This is a genomic window from Microcoleus sp. K1-B1 (assembly GCF_036704705.1).
Classification (GTDB): Bacteria; Cyanobacteriota; Cyanobacteriia; order Cyanobacteriales; family Microcoleaceae; genus Microcoleus.
This window is the reverse complement of the sequence record NZ_JAUBSH010000015.1, coordinates 30,874-50,490: the sequence shown is the minus strand read 5'-3', so window position 1 is coordinate 50,490 and position 19,617 is coordinate 30,874. Positions and strand designations below refer to the sequence as shown.

The 19,617-nt window shown below is 45.6% G+C and carries 21 protein-coding genes; 10 read left to right on the top strand and 11 right to left on the bottom strand.

The genetic code is table 11. The features are described from left to right. The first annotated feature begins 38 nt into the window (after positions 1 to 38). The gene (locus QUA83_RS08080; protein WP_333292470.1) at positions 39 to 1,616 is read left to right on the top strand and encodes an adenylate/guanylate cyclase domain-containing protein; all 1,578 of its coding nucleotides are present in this window, start codon (positions 39 to 41) and stop codon (positions 1,614 to 1,616) included. Positions 1,617 to 1,963: 347 nt separating this feature from the next. Here the strand turns inward: QUA83_RS08080 and QUA83_RS08075 are convergent, their stop codons facing one another. From QUA83_RS08075 to QUA83_RS08050, 6 genes are all read right to left on the bottom strand, one after another. Continuing rightward, positions 1,964 to 2,473 (bottom strand): N-acetyltransferase, encoded by a 510-nt coding sequence (locus tag QUA83_RS08075; RefSeq protein ID WP_333292469.1) that lies wholly within the window; start codon positions 2,471 to 2,473, stop codon positions 1,964 to 1,966. A 264-nt stretch (positions 2,474 to 2,737) separates the two neighbouring features. Further along, positions 2,738 to 2,980, bottom strand: a complete 243-nt coding sequence (locus QUA83_RS08070) for a YgiT-type zinc finger protein (protein WP_333056915.1) — start codon at positions 2,978 to 2,980, stop codon at positions 2,738 to 2,740. Between the two features lie 4 nt (positions 2,981 to 2,984). Then, positions 2,985 to 3,281: a DUF4258 domain-containing protein gene (locus QUA83_RS08065; protein WP_333292468.1), complete on the bottom strand. Its 297-nt coding sequence runs from the start codon at positions 3,279 to 3,281 to the stop codon at positions 2,985 to 2,987. 115 nt (positions 3,282 to 3,396) lie between these two features. After that, the gene (locus QUA83_RS08060) at positions 3,397 to 4,461 is read right to left on the bottom strand and encodes a tetratricopeptide repeat protein (RefSeq protein ID WP_333292467.1); all 1,065 of its coding nucleotides are present in this window, start codon (positions 4,459 to 4,461) and stop codon (positions 3,397 to 3,399) included. Between the two features lie 81 nt (positions 4,462 to 4,542). Continuing rightward, the gene (locus QUA83_RS08055) at positions 4,543 to 4,806 is read right to left on the bottom strand and encodes a hypothetical protein (protein WP_333292466.1); all 264 of its coding nucleotides are present in this window, start codon (positions 4,804 to 4,806) and stop codon (positions 4,543 to 4,545) included. Positions 4,807 to 4,911: 105 nt separating this feature from the next. Then, entirely contained in the window at positions 4,912 to 5,205 is a 294-nt protein-coding gene (locus QUA83_RS08050) for a hypothetical protein (RefSeq protein WP_333292465.1), read from the bottom strand. Between the two features lie 261 nt (positions 5,206 to 5,466). Here QUA83_RS08050 and QUA83_RS08045 point away from each other — a divergent pair, with 261 nt between their 5' ends. Further along, positions 5,467 to 6,399: a LysR family transcriptional regulator gene (locus QUA83_RS08045; RefSeq protein ID WP_333292464.1), complete on the top strand. Its 933-nt coding sequence runs from the start codon at positions 5,467 to 5,469 to the stop codon at positions 6,397 to 6,399. Between the two features lie 154 nt (positions 6,400 to 6,553). Here the strand turns inward: QUA83_RS08045 and QUA83_RS08040 are convergent, their stop codons facing one another. Together QUA83_RS08040 and QUA83_RS08035 are read right to left on the bottom strand one after the other, a co-directional pair. After that, entirely contained in the window at positions 6,554 to 6,886 is a 333-nt protein-coding gene (locus QUA83_RS08040; RefSeq protein ID WP_333292463.1) for a hypothetical protein, read from the bottom strand. 51 nt (positions 6,887 to 6,937) lie between these two features. After that, a complete protein-coding gene (locus tag QUA83_RS08035) occupies positions 6,938 to 7,873 on the bottom strand; it encodes an AraC family transcriptional regulator (protein WP_333292462.1) in 936 nt (311 codons plus the stop codon). A 176-nt stretch (positions 7,874 to 8,049) separates the two neighbouring features. Here QUA83_RS08035 and QUA83_RS08030 point away from each other — a divergent pair, with 176 nt between their 5' ends. The 4 genes from QUA83_RS08030 to QUA83_RS08015 all read left to right on the top strand — a co-directional run bounded on the left by QUA83_RS08030 (position 8,050) and on the right by QUA83_RS08015 (position 11,074). Then, on the top strand, positions 8,050 to 8,817 hold the full coding sequence (locus QUA83_RS08030) for an SDR family oxidoreductase (protein WP_333292461.1): 768 nt from the start codon (positions 8,050 to 8,052) through the stop codon (positions 8,815 to 8,817). An 86-nt stretch (positions 8,818 to 8,903) separates the two neighbouring features. Beyond that, positions 8,904 to 9,329, top strand: a complete 426-nt coding sequence (locus QUA83_RS08025) for a nuclear transport factor 2 family protein (protein WP_333151057.1) — start codon at positions 8,904 to 8,906, stop codon at positions 9,327 to 9,329. A 21-nt stretch (positions 9,330 to 9,350) separates the two neighbouring features. Continuing rightward, positions 9,351 to 10,232, top strand: coding sequence for an NmrA family NAD(P)-binding protein (locus QUA83_RS08020; protein WP_333292460.1), 882 nt, complete (start codon positions 9,351 to 9,353; stop codon positions 10,230 to 10,232). Positions 10,233 to 10,336: 104 nt separating this feature from the next. Then, positions 10,337 to 11,074, top strand: coding sequence for an SDR family oxidoreductase (locus QUA83_RS08015; protein WP_333292459.1), 738 nt, complete (start codon positions 10,337 to 10,339; stop codon positions 11,072 to 11,074). A gap of 75 nt (positions 11,075 to 11,149) precedes the next feature. On the opposite strand, the gene QUA83_RS08010 is transcribed toward QUA83_RS08015, so the two are convergent. Beyond that, the gene (locus QUA83_RS08010) at positions 11,150 to 11,800 is read right to left on the bottom strand and encodes a Uma2 family endonuclease (RefSeq protein WP_333292458.1); all 651 of its coding nucleotides are present in this window, start codon (positions 11,798 to 11,800) and stop codon (positions 11,150 to 11,152) included. 215 nt (positions 11,801 to 12,015) lie between these two features. Further along, the gene (ispD, locus tag QUA83_RS08005) at positions 12,016 to 12,708 is read right to left on the bottom strand and encodes a 2-C-methyl-D-erythritol 4-phosphate cytidylyltransferase (RefSeq protein ID WP_333292457.1); all 693 of its coding nucleotides are present in this window, start codon (positions 12,706 to 12,708) and stop codon (positions 12,016 to 12,018) included. Positions 12,709 to 12,880: 172 nt separating this feature from the next. Between ispD and QUA83_RS08000 the strand changes: the two genes are divergently transcribed. Continuing rightward, positions 12,881 to 13,843: a glycosyltransferase family 9 protein gene (locus QUA83_RS08000; RefSeq protein WP_333292513.1), complete on the top strand. Its 963-nt coding sequence runs from the start codon at positions 12,881 to 12,883 to the stop codon at positions 13,841 to 13,843. A 106-nt stretch (positions 13,844 to 13,949) separates the two neighbouring features. Here QUA83_RS08000 and QUA83_RS07995 read toward each other — a convergent pair whose 3' ends face one another. Further along, positions 13,950 to 14,243 carry a TRADD-N-associated membrane domain-containing protein gene (locus QUA83_RS07995; RefSeq protein WP_333142214.1) on the bottom strand — a complete coding sequence of 98 codons (294 nt, stop codon included), beginning with the start codon at positions 14,241 to 14,243 and terminating at the stop codon, positions 13,950 to 13,952. 597 nt (positions 14,244 to 14,840) lie between these two features. On the opposite strand from QUA83_RS07995, the gene QUA83_RS07990 reads away from it, so the two are divergent. Genes QUA83_RS07990 through QUA83_RS07980 form a run of 3 tightly spaced genes read left to right on the top strand, consistent with a single transcriptional unit; the run spans position 14,841 to position 19,592 of the window. After that, complete coding sequence (locus QUA83_RS07990; RefSeq protein WP_333292456.1) at positions 14,841 to 16,217, top strand: NACHT domain-containing protein; 1,377 nt, start codon at positions 14,841 to 14,843, stop codon at positions 16,215 to 16,217. 1 nt (position 16,218) lies between these two features. Beyond that, on the top strand, positions 16,219 to 18,447 hold the full coding sequence (locus tag QUA83_RS07985) for a WD40 repeat domain-containing protein (protein ID WP_333292455.1): 2,229 nt from the start codon (positions 16,219 to 16,221) through the stop codon (positions 18,445 to 18,447). After that, the gene (locus QUA83_RS07980) at positions 18,444 to 19,592 is read left to right on the top strand and encodes an ATP-binding protein (RefSeq protein WP_333292454.1); all 1,149 of its coding nucleotides are present in this window, start codon (positions 18,444 to 18,446) and stop codon (positions 19,590 to 19,592) included. Before QUA83_RS07985 ends, QUA83_RS07980 begins: the two co-directional genes overlap by 4 nt. Positions 19,593 to 19,617: the final 25 nt, after the last annotated feature.

Below are 19,617 nucleotides of genomic sequence, written 5' to 3'. Positions count from 1 at the left end.
TTGATCGAACTTACCCTATTTTTTAAGAATAAACTTAGGTGGAAATTATTAATAGATTAACCTACAATCCTCCCTTGGCTGCGATCGAACTGCGGCTGCGATCACTCCTTTCGGCTCAACTGTACGCTGCTGCGTGGGTAGATCCGTCCCCCGCTACGCTAATGGGGGTTTTCGATCACCTGCGAACTCTGCGCTACATCCTCCACGACTACGTGCCCCGGCCCGTGTCCGAATCTCCGCCCAACCCGGGCGAGGTGCGCTACCAGTGGCAAACGGGCACCTTGCTGTTCACCGATTTGGCAGGGTTTACCTCGCTGTTGGAAGCGAACGCTACCCAGGGGCGTAAGGGAGCTGAAAGCCTGCTGGGCGTGATTAACGACTATTTTGCCTCAATGATTGAAATTGTCAGCAAATCGGGCGGGGATTTGCTGGAGTTTACCGGAGATGCGATGCTGGTGCAGTTTCCGTCAGGGGTTTACCAAGAGGATACAGCGAGGGCGGTGCGGGCGGGTTTGCGGATGCAGCGGGCGATGGCTGAATTTGCGAATATTGAAACGGCGCGGGGTGTTTTGTCTTTGAGGATGCGGGTGGGCATCCACTGCGGTCGCTATATTAGTGCTGACATCGGTACCCCGCTGCGGATGGCTCACGTACTGCTGGGGCATTCAGTCCAGCAAGCCAAGCAAGCTGAGGGTTCTGGGACTGTGGGGCGGGTGTGTGTGACTGAAACTGCTAGAGAGTCTTTGGGAGAGCAATTTCGTTTTGAACCTGGGAAACAGGGTTATTTTTTGGTGGCGGACGATTTAACGGACGATCGACTCGGAGAGTATGATATCACTTTGACTGGACGGCGGATGCCGAGTTCGGTCTTGCTCGATCGCAGCGTTGCGGGCTTGGTAAAAGAAATCGGGGAAGCTGTGAATCGGCTTGAACCCCTTGCTAGTTATATTCCCAAAACTATCCTGAGACTGCTGGTGGAAAATGCAGACAGGCGGAAAATTCCGCCAGATTTTCCTGAACCGACGGTGATGTTTGTCAACTTGATTGGTTTACCGGAGTCTGTGGAGAAAGCCTCGCCGGAGGAAGAAGTCAATCTGATAGTGGCTTTTTCTCGTGTGTTTGCGTCGATTGATGCTGTAGTCTCAGCTAAAGGGGGCGTGTTGCAAAAAGTAACGGCGCACTTAGACGGTTCGGATATGCTGATTTATTTTGGCGTGCCCGACGCTCACACGGATGACGCCAGCCGCGCGGCTAGTGCGGCGATTGCGATCCGAGATATCATTGCAGGTTTGCCTCTGGTAATGATTGCGGGTGAAGAAGTAAAAGTAAGCTGTCAAATTGGGCTGTCGCGGGGGCCGGTGTTTGCTGCTGAGGTTGGGGAACCGCGAGGGCGCAGGGAGTTTAATATCCTCGGTGATACGGTGAATACGGCGGCTCGGTTGATGAGCAAGGCGGCGGAAAACCAAATTTTGATTGGTGAAAGGGTGTTTGAGTCGATCGAGCTAAACTTTATTTGCGAGGCTTTGGGATCTCTTGCTCTGAAGGGTAAATCTGCTCTGACTCCCGTTTTTGCTTTGCAAGGTGCAAAAGCGGAGAAGGGAAAAGGGGGCGTTTAAATAACTCGGCTGGGCAATAGTTGTACAGGTTTTATGGTTCACAAAGGCAAGTACAGCACAACCATTTTCCATTGTGAATACTAAATGTTATTTTTATAATTTTTTACGATACATCACGATAAAAACCGCCACTGCGTCAGATCAGTTCCGGTTGCATCGGAATGATTTAACCGCAGAGAACGCAGAGAACGCAGAGGGAGATCAGACAGAGATGAATAATTCCGATGAAGGGCGGAATTAATATAGCGGTTCTCAAGAAAGTGAGGTATGCCCTATGCCCTATGTCCTATGCCCTATGCCCTATGCCCTATGCCCGACAGTACCTCATGTTACTGAGAAAGGCTATATCACTCGCATAGACTAAACTCCGATCGATACTTCACCGTGCCGCTGCAATCCTGCAAGGCTCCGCTTTCTAACTCCAACACCATAAACGCTTCATCGGGCACATCATATTCACATTTTAAGCTCTTTCTACTAGCAGGAATGAACCCAAAACGCGGATAAAAATCTGGATGACCCAGCACAACTACTGCCTGAAATCCCGATCGCGCGCACTCTTTTAAACCTTCCCGAATCAGCAGCGTTCCGATACCTTGCCGCTGATAGTTGGGTAGAACTGCGACTGGCGCCAACCCTAGAATCGATAAATTCCTAGAACATTTTCCTTCCACTACAACCGGACTGAAGAAAATGTGTCCCACAATGCGATCGGATTGTACGGCAACGAAGGAAAATGTAGATGCAATTCCCCGCAATCGATCGACTAAGTTAGCCTCATTTTCTCGCCCGAATGCCGCAACATTAATGTTACGAACAGCTTCTACATCTTCTGGCTTTTCGGTACGGATATCCATAGCTGAGATTAATTGTTGTGCAGCCGCTCTCGCAGACGAATTACTACAGAAACTGTTTCTATCTTGCGATCGCGATATTAATCAAATTATAGCGCCCCTGAAGCCTTTTTCCTCTTTTTTAGTTATATATTTTTGGCAAGCAATTCTACAACGACTTGCAGATGAATGTCAAATCATAGCCAAAGTCGATAGTTTCCAATCTTAACCCCCGGACAGTCTCCTTTATCGTCACAGCGTTTTAATGAAATTAAAGCGCTCCACTGGTTATGCTGATTCTAAATGAGTAACCGGAATTTGTTCGGTTCTTTCAGGCAATCTCGCTCCAGTTGCAACGGCATGAACCGCATGAAGAATATCGGCTGAATAGTATCGATTGCCGCAGTTATCGCAAACACCGATGGTCACATCTTCAAGAATGACAAATCCATTTTTATGTTTGAATGCCTCGCGCTTGACAGTGCGGGGTTGAACGGTTCCTTCGCAATACTCACATCTGTATTTATACATACGATTAGCCATTAAGTTGAGTGACTTCATAAACCGTGATGATTAGATAACGTCCGTTACTAGCGAAACGTCCAACCACTCCAACAGGTGTTTGTCGATCCAGTGCAGTCCCCACTACTACATATTTTGTACCTCTGGGGTCGTCTTTTTCAACCCGGATAATCTGACCACTCAGAACCGCCTCTTCTACATCCAGGATAGTCAGCAAGTCCTCAGCCATTTCTTCCATTGCGTGGGCTGACATATCGTACTGGCGGAGGCGAATTTTCTCTCTGATACTGTCAATATCGTTGCGAGGCACTGGCTGATTAATGTTACATCCAGGCAATCATAGCAAGTTATTGTTCAAAAACCTATCATTTTCAATTCCTTAAATATCTAGTTTTACTTCCTTCGACCCGACTTACTAACTACTCTTATTGCGGTACAAGCTGACTGGAAGACAATCGCTTAATGCCCTCCATCGCTGTAGTTTCTCCGGCTTTATCACCGCCCTCACGAGCAATTTTTAAAGCTTCCTCGTAGGATTCGAGAGCTTCAGCATTTTGACCGAGACTTTCATGAATTGCGCCCATATTGTTGAGCAAGCGTCCGATACTTGTCTTGTCACCGATTGCTTCTAACATCGGTATTGCTTGCTGAAAATAGATCAGCGCTTGAGTATCTTTGCCGAGTTTGCGAGAGGTAAGTGCCATGTTGTTGAGGAGGCGGCCGACGCCAGCCCGGTCTCCGATTTCCCGGCGAATTGCTAAAGCTTGGTGATAAAATTCCATCGCTCTATTAAAGTCGCCGATGTTGTAGTAAACGCCGCCCATGTTATTGAGGGTACGGCCTAAATCGCGCCGATCGCCGGCGGCCGTGCGAATCGTCCGCGCTTGTTGGTAAAATTCGATCGCCTTGGCGTAATCTACCTGTTCTGCGTACACGGCCGCGATGTTGTGGAGGGATTCTCCAATTTCAATTTGGTCGTTGGTAGTTTTGGCCAGTTCCAAAGCTTCTTGGTGCAGTTTCATCGCTTCGGAAAAATTGTCCCCAATCCGGTTAACGAAACCGATGAGATTGAGAGTGCGCGCTATACGACGCCCTCCGCTGATTTCTCGGTGAATGACTAAAGCTTGCCGCAAAACTTCCAAAGCTTTGGGCGTCAAACCCATTTCGCCATAAACTTCCCCCATATTGTTGAGGGTTTCTCCGATTCCCGCTTGGTCGCCGAGTTGCTTACGGATTGCCAAAACTTGCTCAAAAGTCTCGATTGCTTCTCGAAACAAACCCTCGCGGTGCTGTTTTACTCCTGTTTCAAAAAGTTGGTCTGCTTGCGTTTTGGGGTCAGTTGCCTGAGCGTGATCGCTCGCTTGGGCGCGCCTCGCATTTATAATTGGGCCATAAGCCCGGGCGTCGGAAATTGCCAGCAAGCTGAGTGCGGGCGATAAGACAATACTTATAGCTGCGAGATAGCTGAAGTGATAAGAGCGGCGGTGCACCGATCGAGTCCTCCAATAGCTAAGTGATAACTATTAAGATAGAGCTTTTTGGGGTGTTCCTGCCAAATTTTTTCTCAATCCCTAGGTTCTGACTGGGTTTTTGTCTTGCCAGACTGCCATAATCAGCGGCATATTGTTGAGAGCGGATATGACAGCAAAGTTTTTGCTGGGTGGAAGCGATGCTTTTTCAGAACTTTGCAAGATGATGTCCTGTTGGTCAAGCGTGATCCAAGCAATTCCTGACAAAACTTGAATTTTTCGATGAGTTTGAGGCAATCTGTATACCTCGTTTTCCATCAGAATAATGCGATCTGGCGCTGCACATTCGGAAGATATTTGAAGCATAGCATCTCCTACTTGGTAATTGGTAATTGCTACTTGGTAATTGCTAATTGGTAATTTCTAATCGAGGGCTGTATTTCACTTCATTTCCACGCAACCCACACACTGTTATTGGCAATAACGCCGATCGAGCCAAGCGCGCATTTCATCATCCGTCGCCACGCAGGTAGAACGACCAGTCGCCCGATCGCAACCGTGCCACCAAGTGTTACCATAGCGATCGCACGTCTGCCAAATTCTCAGTTCGTCCTCACTAGAAATGAGGTAGAGCAAAAACTGCCCTATTTTTTTTATAGCTGAAAAGAGAGATAGCCCTTTCGGTTTTTCGGATGGTTTAGCTCGATCAGCTATCAAAAAAAACATCATGATTCGGGGGTTGATCCGACTGTTGTAAGTAGACATAGCCAACACCTTAAAGTGATGACTTTTACAAAAATTGCACCACTAAAATTACAAAAAATAGCTTGCGACTGTAATAAATTCAACGCAAGTACAGCACAATATTGTTGTCGTGCAAGCCCTGTAAAAGTCTCTCTGTTACCTGATAAATTAACCTTAACTCTGCGGCAATTAACAATCAAAGCATTGCTTGCATAGGTTGTATGAATAAAATCGATATATCGAAGCCCTTGTGACAATTTGCGTACTACTGGCACAAACGCTATGAACGAAATCAATACGCGGCGGATGAAACTCTCTCAGATTCAAGCTTTGATAGCTGTAGCAGACTGTGAAAACTTTAGCGAGGCGGCTTTGCAATTGGAACTGTCCCAATCCGCCGTCAGCCACGCCATCGCCTCTTTAGAAACAGAATTGGGAGTGCAATTGTTCCACCGGGGGCGACACGGTGCTCAACTGACGCCGGTGGGGGAAAGGGTAGTGAGTCACGGGCGTCAAATAGCCTGCGCCTTAGAAATGATGGTCAAAGAAGCGGATTTAGAAAAAGGTTTGCAGGGAGGCCAGGTACGGATAGTTACTTTTCGGAGTGTCGCAACTCATATCCTACCGGGTATTATTGCTAAATTTCGCAGTTGCTTTCCCAAAATTACGGTCAGCATTACCGAAGTTTATTATACCCAAGCTGTGGAAGAGGCTTTGCGATCGGGCAAAGCAGACATCGGCTTTGTCTCTCTTCCCATCTCCGATGAATTTGAAACTAGAGAAATTTTGCGGGATAAATATGTTGTGTTGCTGCCGCCAACGGCCAAATTGTCAAGTGCTAAGATTACCTGGAAAGAATTAGCGGCTTATCCGTTGATTTTGCAGCCCGTCGAAAATTCTTGTTCTGTACCGCTGCGAAAATATTTGACAACTTCGGGGTTTCCCTTAAATATCGCGTACGAACTCAGCGAAGATTCAACTATTGTCAGTATGGTGATGCAAGGTTTGGGTACAGCAATTCTTCCCCGTTTGGCGGCGGAACCGATACCGTCTTCGGTCAAAGTTTGCAGTTTACCTGCTGATTTTGAAAGGGTAATTGGGGTGGCTGTTTTGAGGGATGGGTTGTTGATTCCGGCCGTCTTTGCGTTTTTGGATTTAGTTAAAAGTGCCGCAGACGTTGATAGTGAGGGCGATTTTCCGATTAATCCTTCATGAAAAACCTAAGTCAGTTGTTATTGGTTATTGGTTAGATTGGGATTTTGTTACCGCAGATATCAGCGGATGGACACAGATGAACGCGGATGGGATTTTATCTGCGTTCATCTGCGGTTTAAAAAAAATGGTCTAAAATAGTACGATCGCTGATTTCTTATTTCATGCGTTTTGCAACAAGACTAGAACTGTCGCCTTGGTGGAATTTGATTCGACCATCTATGGAGTTTTTATCCTTTAATTTGAGCCAACCGCTACCAAATGCAGGATCGTTCTCGTCATTACCATCCCATGTAAACTCAAATCGCTGATCTTTTCCATCTTTTACGACTTCGCCGTCAATTTCACCTGATACTAAACCGAATTGAAATTCTCCTGAACCTGTTTCATCAATCTCGATATAGGCTTCAACTTCCATGTCCAAGTAATCACTATCCCACATTGCCATCTCTGTGATACGCCATGTACCGCTATATTGCATTGCTTTCATCCTCCACTTGTGTTAACGGTCACAAAACCAATATAGTCGAAACAGTTACGCTCAAGCAGTACGCAAACGCTCAATATCTTTAATCGGCGGCGCACCGAACATCCGAGAATATTCGCGGCTGAACTGTGAGGGGCTTTCATAACCCACCTGATAGGCAGCATTTGCTGCATCGGAGTTTTCGGCAAGCATCAGGCGACGTGCTTCTAATAGTCTTAATTGCTTTTGATATTGAAGTGGACTCATCGATGTCACTTCCTTGAAATGGTAATGGAAAGATGAAGGAGACATATTGGCTTGTCCTGCCAAATCCTCAACACGCATCGGTTTTACAAAATCAGTTTTAATCAGTTTGAGCACCTCAGCGATGCGCTGCATATTGCTGCCAGATGTTGCGATTTGGCGGACAGCTTCGCCTTGCTCACCCATTAAAAGACGATAATAGATTTCGCGGATAATCATCGGTGCGAGAATCGGGATATCCTGCGGCGTATCCAAAAGTCGTGTCAGTCTGAGGGCGCAATCGAGCAAAGGTGCATCGGCGGTGCTGACAAACAAGCCTCTAACAGAGTTTTCTTTCTTATTCGCACTTGGCTTGGTTTGGGCCGTAATAATGTCGCAGAGTTGACGGGGGTCGAGATTTAGTTTAAATCCTAAATACGGCTTATCAGGAGTGGCCTCTACAACAAATCCGCTCAGGGGCAAATCAACTGAAATAACAAGATATTGAGCCGCGCCATAACGATAGGTTTCCTCCCCCAGCAACGCTTCTTTTTGACCCTGAACGATAATGCCGAGAATAGGTTCATAGACACCATGTAGTGGGGTGGAAGCAGAAGATTCTCGCGTAAATTCTAGCTGATCTATAGCTGTTGTATGAAAACCGTTCCCCTTGCCTTGGGTGTGCCGAGTTAGCAATGCCGCCAGTTCTTGACACTGATTGCCGATCGCATCTTGGTTTATTACTTGGTTGAGCATTTCAATCGCCATGCTAGTATTTTGATTGATTTAACCATTTCCTTTTGCTCATCATAGAGCATCTTGAGCCATTCCTAAAAGAGGGCTTTGGAGGATTAGGCAATAAATTGCGAGGTCTGTGTATTCAAAACCCTTACTTTTACTCATAGGATGAACACATCTGAATGAAACAGTAAAAGGATAAGGCAATGACCAAAGACAAGACAAAAATCGCATTGGTAACAGGGGCGAGCCGAGGACTTGGCAAAAATACCGCTTTGACCCTTGCCAGAAAAGGAGTAGATGTTATCGTGACTTATCACAATAGCGATGAAGAAGCCAAAAGCGTTGTATCTGCGATCGCCGAAATCGGAGCTAAAGCCGTTGCACTGCAACTGGATACTTCAAACACTAAAACCTTTGACGGTTTTGTGGAACAAGTCAAGCAGTCACTTCAAGATAAATGGCAGACAGAGAATTTTGATTACCTCGTGAATAATGCTGGTGTTGGTGTTCATGCGTCTTTTGCTGATACAACCGAAGATGATTTCGATCGCTTGATGAATATTCATGTGAAGGGCGTTTTTTTCCTCACGCAGAAACTTCTTCCTTTGATAAATGATGGAGGACGGATTGTCAATATTTCGTCTGGGCTTGCCCGTTTTGCTCTACCGGGCTATGCAGCTTACGCAAGCATGAAGGGAGCGATCGAAGTTTTGACCCGATACCTGGCGAAAGAACTGGGACAAAGACAGATTGCCGTGAATGTGGTGGCCCCAGGCGCGATTGAAACGGATTTTAATGGCGGTGCGGTGCGTGACAATCCTGAGATTAACAACTTTATCGCTTCGCAAACCGCCCTAGGTCGCGTGGGTCTTCCTGATGATATTGGCGGTGCGATCGCCTCTTTGCTATCCGAAGAAAACAGATGGGTGAATGCACAGAGAATCGAAGTCTCTGGCGGTCAGTTTGTTTAATTCAAACTAAGCTCAACAGAAGGGACAGAAATAGGAGATTTCGAGTGAGAGCCATCCAATTTTAAGGTGAAATAGAAGAGGAAGATATGACTACACAGCTTTTGACCGACCATCTCGCACTGATTGGCAAGGATACCGAAGCTTGGATAAATTTATTTGCTGAAGATGCAGTTGTGGAATTTCCGTATGCTGCTGCTCTGAATGCGCCAGAACGATTGGAAGGCAAATCTGCCATCTACAACCACATGAAAAAGATGGTGGCACAGATGCAAGATTTAGTATTCACGAATGTTCGCGAATATCAAACATCAAACCCTAATGTTTTACTTGCCGAGGTTCATGGAGAAGCCGACATCCTCGCCACAGGTCGCCACTATCAACAAGATTATGTGATGCGACTAGAAACCAAGGATGGAAAGATCGTTCACTACCGTGAATACTGGAACCCTGTCCCCGTTATTGATGCAATGGGCGACACCCAAAAATTGCGCCAATTTTTCAGCCGAGGCTAATACATAAAAGAGAGGAAAGCTATGAAAATTGTCATTGCAGCCGCATCAGGCAATATTGGACGACGTACCGCTGAGAAAGTGATACAAGCTGGAGCCGAAACCGTTCTTTTGGCAAGACATCCAGAGAAATTAGCCGATCTAGTTGAGCGAGGTGCGACAGTGAAGCAAATTAGCAGTGACGATCCTCAAGGATTGAGCGAAGCAACACAAAATGCAGATGCTTTGTTTTGGCTGACTCCACCGAAACTCGACACGCCAAGCTTATCCAACTGGTACATCCAGACAGCAATGGCTGGAGCCACAGCAGTGCGTGAAAACGGCATTAAGCGAGTCGTCAATATTTCTAGCATTGGTGCAGGTGCAAAACCAAATTTAGGTACAGTCTCATTCGTTGGTGATGTTGAATCGATTTTCAACCAAACCGGAGCCAATGTACTGCATCTGCGTCCCGGCTATTTTATGGAGAATTTTCTAAGTCAAGTCAAGTTGATTCAGCAAGACCATACCGTATACTTCCCCTATGCCAGCGACCATGATCTTCCGTGGATTAGCACTGACGATATCGGCGATGAGGCTGCAAAATATCTACTCGACGATCGTTGGGCAGGTAAGTGGACTCGTAATTTGATGGGGCCAGAAAATTTAACGATCTTGGAAACAACGGCTATTCTTTCACAATTGCTCGATTGCCCGATAGAATATGTGCAAGTGACAATTGAATCTATCCAGCAGCAACTGGCATCGATCGGAGCAACACCTGATGTACAAAAAGAGTTAGGGAAGCTGTTTATTGCCCTTGGCGATCCTGACGGAATTTATGCGACAGCTCGAACCCAAGAAGCGGTTACACCAACGACATTAGAGCAGTTTGTAAAAAACAAACTACTTCCCAATATCTGCTGAATGCCTTGACATTGCTAGGAGGTTTCAATACTGATGGAAGTCATTTATATCACCACCGTAACAAAAACAAATTTCCAGTAACATCACAAAAATAGGAGATTTCAATGTCGAACTTAAATGGAAAGGTTGTCATCATTACTGGAGCCAGTAGTGGAATTGGGGAAGCCACAGCCCGTATGCTCGCTCATCAAGGCGCACGAGTGGTTTTAGGCGCACGTCGCACCGATCGCCTAGAAGCGATCGCCAAAGATATTCGTGCGGAGGGTGGAACAGTCGAATACCAGGCTCTAGATGTGACGCAACGCAGTCAAATGGAGGCGATTGTTCAATTTGCCCAGAACAAGTTCGATCGCGTAGATGTCCTGATTAACAATGCTGGCATCATGCCCCTATCCGCACTCGAACAACTGAAAGTTGATGAATGGGATAAAATGATTGATGTCAATATCAAAGGTGTTTTGTACGGCATCGCGGCGGCACTTCCTGTCATGAAAGCACAAAAATCTGGTCAGATTATTAATCTTTCCTCGATCGGCGGACACGCGGTTTCTCCTACTGCTGCTGTTTACTGTGCTACTAAATTCGCCGTTGGAGCCATCTCAGAAGGCTTGAGACAAGAAGTTGGGGGCGACATTCGGGTGACGGTGATTTCTCCTGGAGTAACGGAGTCTGAGTTAGCCGAGAGCATCACTGATGAAACTGCAAAATCGGGAATGCAAGAATTTCGCAAAATATCTATTCCTGCTGCTGCGATCGCGCGATCGATTGTATTTGCGATCGAACAACCTGACGATGTTGATGTTAGCGAAATTATCGTCCGACCAACAGCCAGCCCTTACTAACGAAACAGGAAACTTCTCTCTTGAATATACGCTGTGATGAAGCTCGTAATCTGGTGACTGCCAATGCCAAATTCGCTAGTTAGATTTCGCTATCTCTCTCACCCAGTTGCGGAAATTAACCTCGGCTTCTACCTCATCTAGCTGCGCTGCGGCTAAAAATTCGTATAGCTTGGACTTGGGAAGTATCGCAAAAGTGGGGCTGACCGATACTTCCAAATACTCATCGTTCTCTAGCTTATAAATTCGCCATTCTCTACCATTGTAACGCCAAAATTCCGGTACTCCCATACTGGCATAGAGAGCCGGCTTGTTAATATCAGTATGGGTGATATCTATTTCTACTACTAAATCTGGTGGCGGATCTGTGGCTAAATCTACTGTACGACCGGCTACAAGGGGCTGATTTTGAATGTAATAGGCATTATCTGGTTCTGCACCGCGCTCTAAGTCCGATCTATCGAGGGTTGTCGAACCCATTGTTTTAATCTTAAAACCTAGCTCTACAGCCAAAATAATAATCAGTCGTTCGATTAAGCGTGCTGAAAATTCGTGTTCTTCTAAAGGCATGGTAATTTCTAAAATTCCCCGATCAAATATCAATGTAGCCGCTCGGTTATCGCCTAAAATCTGTAGCAGTTGTTGATAGCCCTGCCAAGTAATATTTCTCAACACTACTCGCTTTTCGCCTATGAGTAACGGTGGTGCGATCGGCGCAACAGAAATCATATGTTTTACTTCCAGCTATGATCTTTCTAAGATAACATAAGGAATAGGCAAGATGCCTGTTCCACACACAAATTTTTATTGAACAGGCAAGATGCCTGTTCCACAACTAACACCTTATTATTTTTATTGAACAGGCAAGATGCCTGTCCCACAACTAACAAATTATTGATTGTGGAACGGGTATCTTGCCCGTTCTTAAAAATACTCAACAAATTCTATTTACTCTTATCTGTTCTCTGCCGCAAAATAAATTCCGCTAGTGCTAAATCAACGGGGGTTGTGACTTTCAAATTCGTCTCTTCCCCCTCCACAATTTGCACTGGTAAACCGCATTTTTCAAACAAAGCTGCATCGTCTGTCACTTCCCAACCTTTTTGTCGCCCTTCTTCGTGACACTGCTTTAACAATTTCACTTCAAATCCTTGGGGAGTCTGGGCTGCCCATAAATTGCTTCTGTCTGGGGTGTCTCGCACGATCCGACGCTCATCTACGACCTTAATCGTATCCTTGACCGGGACGGCTACAATCAAGCCTGGACAGGTCAAGAGGGCCTCTGCAGATCGATCGAACAATTCAGCAGTTGCCAAACATCGGGCCCCGTCGTGAATCAAGACTCGATCGCCCGACGGAGGCAAAGCCTGCAAACCGTTGTAAACTGACTCTTGCCTGGTGGCGCCTCCTTTAATCAGTTCCACAGGCTTAACCAAAGATAAATCGCTCAGAATCGCTTGAAAAGCAGGAAAATCGTCTGGCTGGCCCATGATGCCAATCCAGCTAATGTGCTGCGAAGCTTCAGCAGCAGCCAAAGTCCAACTCAGCAAAGGTTTAGAGAGCAAAGTCAGCAGCAGTTTGTTCCGCTGACTCCCCATCCGTCGCCCCGAACCCGCTGCAGGAATTAATAAGTGCATTTACTAACCGTTTTTAACCCAACTAGATATATATAATAAGAGCGTCCTGTACTTTTGAGTCAGTTGTTTAGCTGTCAGCCAGTAGCTTTTAAGGTCTAGAAATACTATAAGCTGATAGTTGAGAGCCGATCTCTGAGAGCTACCTCGATCAATAATAGCCCGATCGTTTATGATGCGAATACTAGCACTTGTCCCTGGCGGGATTGGCGACCAAATTTTATTTTTCCCCACTCTTGATGACCTCAAGCAGTCTTATCCCGACGCGCAAATTGATGTCATTGTCGAACCGAGGGCAAAAAGTGCTTACCGAGTCTGCAAGTCGGTCAAAGAAGTCTTGACGTACAATTTCAAAGACCGCAACGCGATGGCGGATTGGGGCAATTTGCTGGGTGTAATTCGCGATCGCGAATACGAAGCAGTGATTTCCCTAGGCCAGCGGTGGACTGTAGGGCTGCTGCTGTGGCTGACCGGCATTCCGCAGAGAGTTGGCTATTCGGGAACCAACGGCGCTCGATTTCTCACTGCTGCTGTACCGCTGAAAACTGAACAGTACGCCGCTTCAATGTACCATGATTTGCTGCAAGGATTTAATATTAAAAATCCTTGTCCGCCACTGGCAATTAATGTACCAAAACAGGACATTCAGTGGGCGGAAGCCGAACAGCAGCGGTTGGGCGTAAAAGAAAGCGGCTACATTCTAATTCACGGCGGTTCGAGTCAATTAGCTGTGTCTAAAGGTATTGACAAAATTTACCCTACAGACAACTGGAAGCAAATCATCGAAGACTGTCAGCAGCGGCAGCCGAATTTGCCTGTTGTTGTTGTGAAAGGCCCAGAAGATGCAGACTTCGTGACAAAGTTAGTCGAGTTATGTCCGAATGTAAAAGTTATCTCGCCGGATGATGTCGGCAAGTTGGCGGCGACTATTGCTGCTGCTAATTTGATGATATGTACTGACAGTGCGCCGATGCACTTAGCTGTGGCGGTTCAAACTTATACAATAGCTTTGTTTGGCCCGACTGAACAGGCGAAATTGTTGCCAAAGAGCGATCGATTTTTGGGCATTAAATCTCCTACTGGCAAAATGGCAGACATCTCTCCTCAAGATGTTTTGAAGAAGGTTTGGGGCGGCTAAGAACTAGGATATCTAAGTTAGGACACGGCACTGCCGTGTCCCTACAATTTAGCTGCTTTCCAGGCCTGGGGGACGAGGAAAGAAGTCGGGAAGCTAAAACTCGATGTTAGTCTTCCAAATCATCCATCATCTGCTGCAATTCCTTCTTCTTTTGCTTGGCAAACTCAATGCTGCCCAAACTTGTCAACAATCCGCCGGAAGCAGTGAGAGTAGCCTCTGAGATTTTCTCACAAAATAGAAGTCCGATCCCTCCGAAAGTAACCATTGCCGATGCGGCGGTGACAAAAAGGGCAAGATTGTAGCTTTGACGAACTTGCCGCAATGATTCTCGCAGCATTTCTTTCTTAATTTCGCTATAATCTTCATCAGGTTGTGAGTTGCCGAATAAGTTAAAATTCATAACTGTTTTCTCTCCAAAATAGTGATATTTTTTTGTTTCTACAATTACTCTACCCAAGCAAACAGCCAGAGTCTAGGGCAGATAGGGCGAGTTTTAATTTGCGATATGCCCTAATTTTTGGGGCAGATAGGGCAGGAGATTACAACCTATCTGCCCTAGACAGAGAGAAGTAATTAAATATAGAATGTGAGTGCGATCGGAGTTACGGATGAATAATCATGAAATCTCGCTCCCGCTAGCCCCCATGCTGTTTCATTCCCCCGAAATCCGCCAGGGAATGAATTCCCTGGCTAATAGCAAAAGTCGCTTAAAAACGACTAAAATACTAATTTTCAGTCCTCTTAAGAGGACTTTCGCTATGAGACAGGGAATTCATTCCCTGTCGGACTGTCGGACTCTCCCAAAACCCGCCAGGGAATGAATTCCCTGGCTAATAGCAGAAGTCGGTTAAAACCGACTAAAATACTAATTTTCAGTCCTCTTAAGAGGACTTTCGCTATGAGACAGGGAATTCATTCCCTGTCGGACTGTCGGATTATCGAATTATCGAATTATCGAATTAACTGAAAAACTAACAACCATAGCTAACAACATACTATGCGCCCATCCGATAAAGTTCAATCGAGTGCAACTGGAAAAATTAAGCTCAAAGAATCATACAAGCAAGCTAAACTGAGTATAGAAGAACTAGCGACAGAAGCTAATGTTTCCACTGACACTATTCAGCGCTTACTTGGCACAAGAAAATGTCTTAATGGCGTAGAAAAATGGCAAGTTACCAACATAGCTAAAGCATTAGGAATAGAACCCACAGATATTGTTGACCCAAAAGATTGGAATGCCGAAAATAAGCTGCCGCCAGAGTTTGAATCACTCATAGCAGAAAAAATTAAAACCTTTTGCGGCCGCCAATTTGTTTTTAAGGATTTTCAGGACTTTATCAAGGAAAATCCTCACGGTTATTTTACAATTATCGGGGATGCGGGAATGGGCAAAAGTTCGATCGTTGCCAAATACATCTCCGAACATAAATCTCCCTGCTATTTCAATATTCTCGTCGAACGCCGCAACAGACCAGAATTGTTTTTGAAGAGCATTCGCCAGCAATTAATTGACCGCTATCAATTGCTAAATTCAGAAAATGCCGATTTACCAACGTTACTGACAAAGGTGGCGGGAAAACTCACTTGCGGCGAACGTTTGGTAATTGCGATTGATGCACTGGATGAAGTTGAACAAGAACCGGGAGAAAATCTTTTACATTTACCGACAACTCTGCCAGATCGGGTTTATTTCTTGCTGACGAGGCGACCGCATAACCTCGGAAAAAAGCGGCTGTCCGTATCTCCTGGAGTTCGGGTACAAGAGTTGGATTTAAGAGACAACAAGTATGTTAATTTCAATCAGGATGATATCAAAGAATATATTCGCTTTGCTCTTGATGCCGATTCTGACTATAAAAATGGACTGAGAAACTGGATTCAAACCCGCAGCATTCCCGATACAACTTTTGTCGAGCAAATGGCAAACAAAAGCGAAAATAATTTTATGTATTTGCGCTATGTTTTGCCAGCAATTGCTAAGGGCGATTACAACGACCTCAGTTTAAAGGAATTACCAGACGGGCTGCAAGAATATTATCAAAACCATTGGGTGCGGATGGGGATGGAAGTTAAGCCAGGACAATTGATGGAGATTGTCTTGTATATTTTAGTAGAGATTGGCACACCGATTCCCTGCGAGATGATTGCTGGAATTGCCGAGGTGGATGAATGCGATGTGAAAAAGGTTTTAGAAGATGAGTGGGTTGAGTATTTGAAAAAGCAGAATGTAGACGGAGAAATATGCTACAGCATCTATCATGCTAGTTTTCTGGACTTTCTGAAATCCAAACGAGAGATGGATTCAACGCGAAGAATTTTTCAACAAGTAAATCAACGGATTGCTGAGTATTTAGAAAAGGAGATGGCGTGAGATGGGAGAATTTGCCGACAAGTTCGAGGCCAAACCACTTTTCTATCAACGTGCTTATCTAGGCAGCTTATTGCCAAATTATGTCAAGTCAGGGAATTTAGAAAAGTATTATCAAAGACTGACTGATTTTAACTTTCTGATGGCAAAGATTCAGCATCCTGAGTTTGGGCTGCAGGCACTGATTGATGATTTTAATTTAGTTGACGATTACGAAGCATTAAATCACTCAAAGTACAATCCAGAAAAAGTCAAAGTTCTGAACTTGATTCAATCGGTATTTTGGAGGTCAGGCGATATTTTGGAGCGAGATAAGACGCAACTCGCAGAGCAATTCTGGGGGCGCTTGGCACACTTAAAAACACCAGAAATAAAAGCCATTCTGGAGGGAGTCCAGCATCAGAAAGCAGGACTTTGGTTGCGTCCTTTCACACCCTGTTTCACTCCCCCCGGCAGCGGAGTTATACGAACCCTTAAAGGTCACAGCGACTCGGTAATTGTCGTAGCAGTAACTGCTGATGGCAAGCGAGCAATTTCTGGCTCATCTGACACAACCCTTAAAGTCTGGGATTTAACAACTGGAAAGGAACAGTTTACTCTCAATGGTCACAGCGACTCGGTAAAAGCAGTAGCCGTCACGGCTGATGGCAAGCGGGCGATTTCTGGTTCAAGAGACAAAACCCTTAAAGTCTGGGATTTAACAACTCGAAAGGAACAGTTTACTCTCAAGGGTCACAGCAGTTCGGTATATGCAGTAGCCGTCACGGCTGATGGCAAGCGGGCGATTTCTGGTTCATATGATAACACCCTCAAAGTCTGGGATTTAACAACTCGAAAGGAAGAGTTTACTCTCAATGGTCACACCCGTTCGGTATATGCAGTAGCCGTCACTGCTGATGGCAAGCGGGCGATTTCTGGTTCATATGATAACACCCTTAAAGTCTGGGATTTAACAACTCGAAAGGAAGAGTTTACTCTCAATGGTCACAGGGACTCGGTAAATGCAGTAGCCGTCACTGCTGATGGCAAGCGGGCGATTTCTGGTTCATATGATAACACCCTCAAAGTCTGGGATTTAACAACTGGAGAGGAAAAGTTTACTCTTAATGGTCACAGCGACTCGGTAAAAGCAGTAGCCGTCACCGCTGATGGCAAGCGGGCGATTTCTGGTTCAAGAGACAAAACCCTCAAAGTCTGGGATTTAACAACTGGAGAGAAACTGTTTACTCTCAATGGTCACAGCAGTTCGGTATATGCAGTAGCCGTCACTGCTGATGGCAAGCGGGCGATTTCTGGTTCAGATGATAACACCCTCAAAGTCTGGGATTTAACAACTGGAGAGGAACAGTTTACTCTCAATGGTCACAGCAGTTCGGTAAATGCAGTAGCCGTCACTGCTGAGGCCAAGCGGGCGATTTCTGGTTCAGATGATAAAACCCTGAAAGTCTGGGATTTAACAACTGGAAAGCAACAGTTTACTCTCAATGGTCACAGGGACTCGGTAAATGCAGTAGCCGTCACGGCTGATGGCAAGCGGGCGATTTCTGGTTCAGATGATAAAACCCTGAAAGTCTGGGATTTAACAACTGGAGAGGAACAGTTTACTCTCAATGGTCACAGCAGTTCGGTAAAAGCAGTAGCCGTCACTGCTGATGGCAAGCGGGCGATTTCTGGTTCATATGATAAAACCCTGAAAGTCTGGGATTTAACAACTGGAAAGCAACAGTTTACTCTCAATGGTCACAGCAGTTCGGTATATGCAGTAGCTGTCACTGCTGATGGCAAGCGGGCGATTTCTGGTTCATGGGATAACACCCTCAAAGTCTGGGATTTAACAACTGGAAAAAAACAGTTTACTCTCAAAGGTCACAGCGACTCGGTAAATGCAGTAGCCGTCACTGCTGATCGGAAGCGGGCGATTTCTGGTTCAGATGACAAAACCCTCAAAGTCTGGGATTTAACAACTGGAAAAAAACAGTTTACTCTCAAAGGTCACAGCGACTCGGTAAATGCAGTAGCCGTCACTGCTGATGGGAAGCGGGCGATTTCTGGTTCAGATGACAATACCCTCAAAGTCTGGGATTTGTTGAGTAGAAATGTCATTGCTAGTTTTACTGGTGAAAGTTCGATCGCCTCTTGCGCGATCGCCCCCGATGGAGTCACAATTGTCGCAGGCGACGAATCCGGCCGCGTATATTTCCTGCGGCTAGAAGGGGTGGAGGCACTAACATGAATTCCTCACCTCTCTCAACTCCCATCTCTACCGATTCTTACCCAAAAGAATTTCAGCAACTCCTGCGAGAAAAAACCGAGAATTTTGCAGGGCGCAAGTTTGTTTTTTCTGCCATATCCGACTTTCTGGACTCCCACAGCCGCGGTTATTTCACAATTGTCGGCACTCCGGGCTGCGGCAAAAGTTCCATCCTCGCCCAATATGTCAGGGCCCATCCTCGCAGTATCTATTACAACGCTGCAGTTGAGGGCAAAAATCGAGCTGAAGATTTTCTCGCTTCAGTCTGCACTCAACTGATTGACAAATACCTTGCCGCCAATGGGGAAACATCCGAAATCCTCAAGCTAAGATCTCAACTTCAAAATCTCGAATCCCATGATGGGAGTTGGTTTCTGTCTTTGTTGCTTCAGCAAATTAGCGATAAATTAAACGTAGCTTGCGAGACGGTACGTCATCGCCAAAAATTGATAATAGTCATTGATTCTGTAGACGCGATCGCCCGCACGAGTCAGCCTCCCAGCACAAATCTGTTTTATCTGCCGAGATATTTGGGCGATCGTACTTATTTTATCCTCGCCCGCCGCCCGTTTTTGAGAGAGAAATCCGGTTTGTTAATTGAAACCCCCTCTCAAACTCTCGATTTAAGAGATTATCCCGCCCAAAATCGCGAAGATGCCCTTAACTACATTCAGCAATACCTATCAACCGCACCGGATTTAACTCAACCCGAACTCTGCCAACAACTCGCCACAGTCAGCGAAAACAATTTCATGTATCTGAGTCAGATGTTAAGGGCCATTAACGAGAATTCACACCCCGATGCTAATCTGGGAGAGTCCTCACTACTCTGTGAACTTCCTCCCGGTTTAGCAGCCTATTATCAAAACCACTGGCTGCGGATGACAGGTGATGGCTTATCGGAAGTTGACTTGTCTGTGCTCAATGTTTTGGTACGATCGACATCCAGTTTATCTGTAAGTGCGATATCCAATATAATTGATCAGGATGAATACGATGTTGAAAAAGTGTTAGACAATTGGATCGAGTTCTTAAATAAACAAGAAATTGGAGGAGAAATTTGCTATAGTTTGTATCATAATAGTTTCCGCGAATGGTTAGGCAAACAATCTATTTTAGAATCCTGATGAGGACACGGCAGTGTCCATTGGA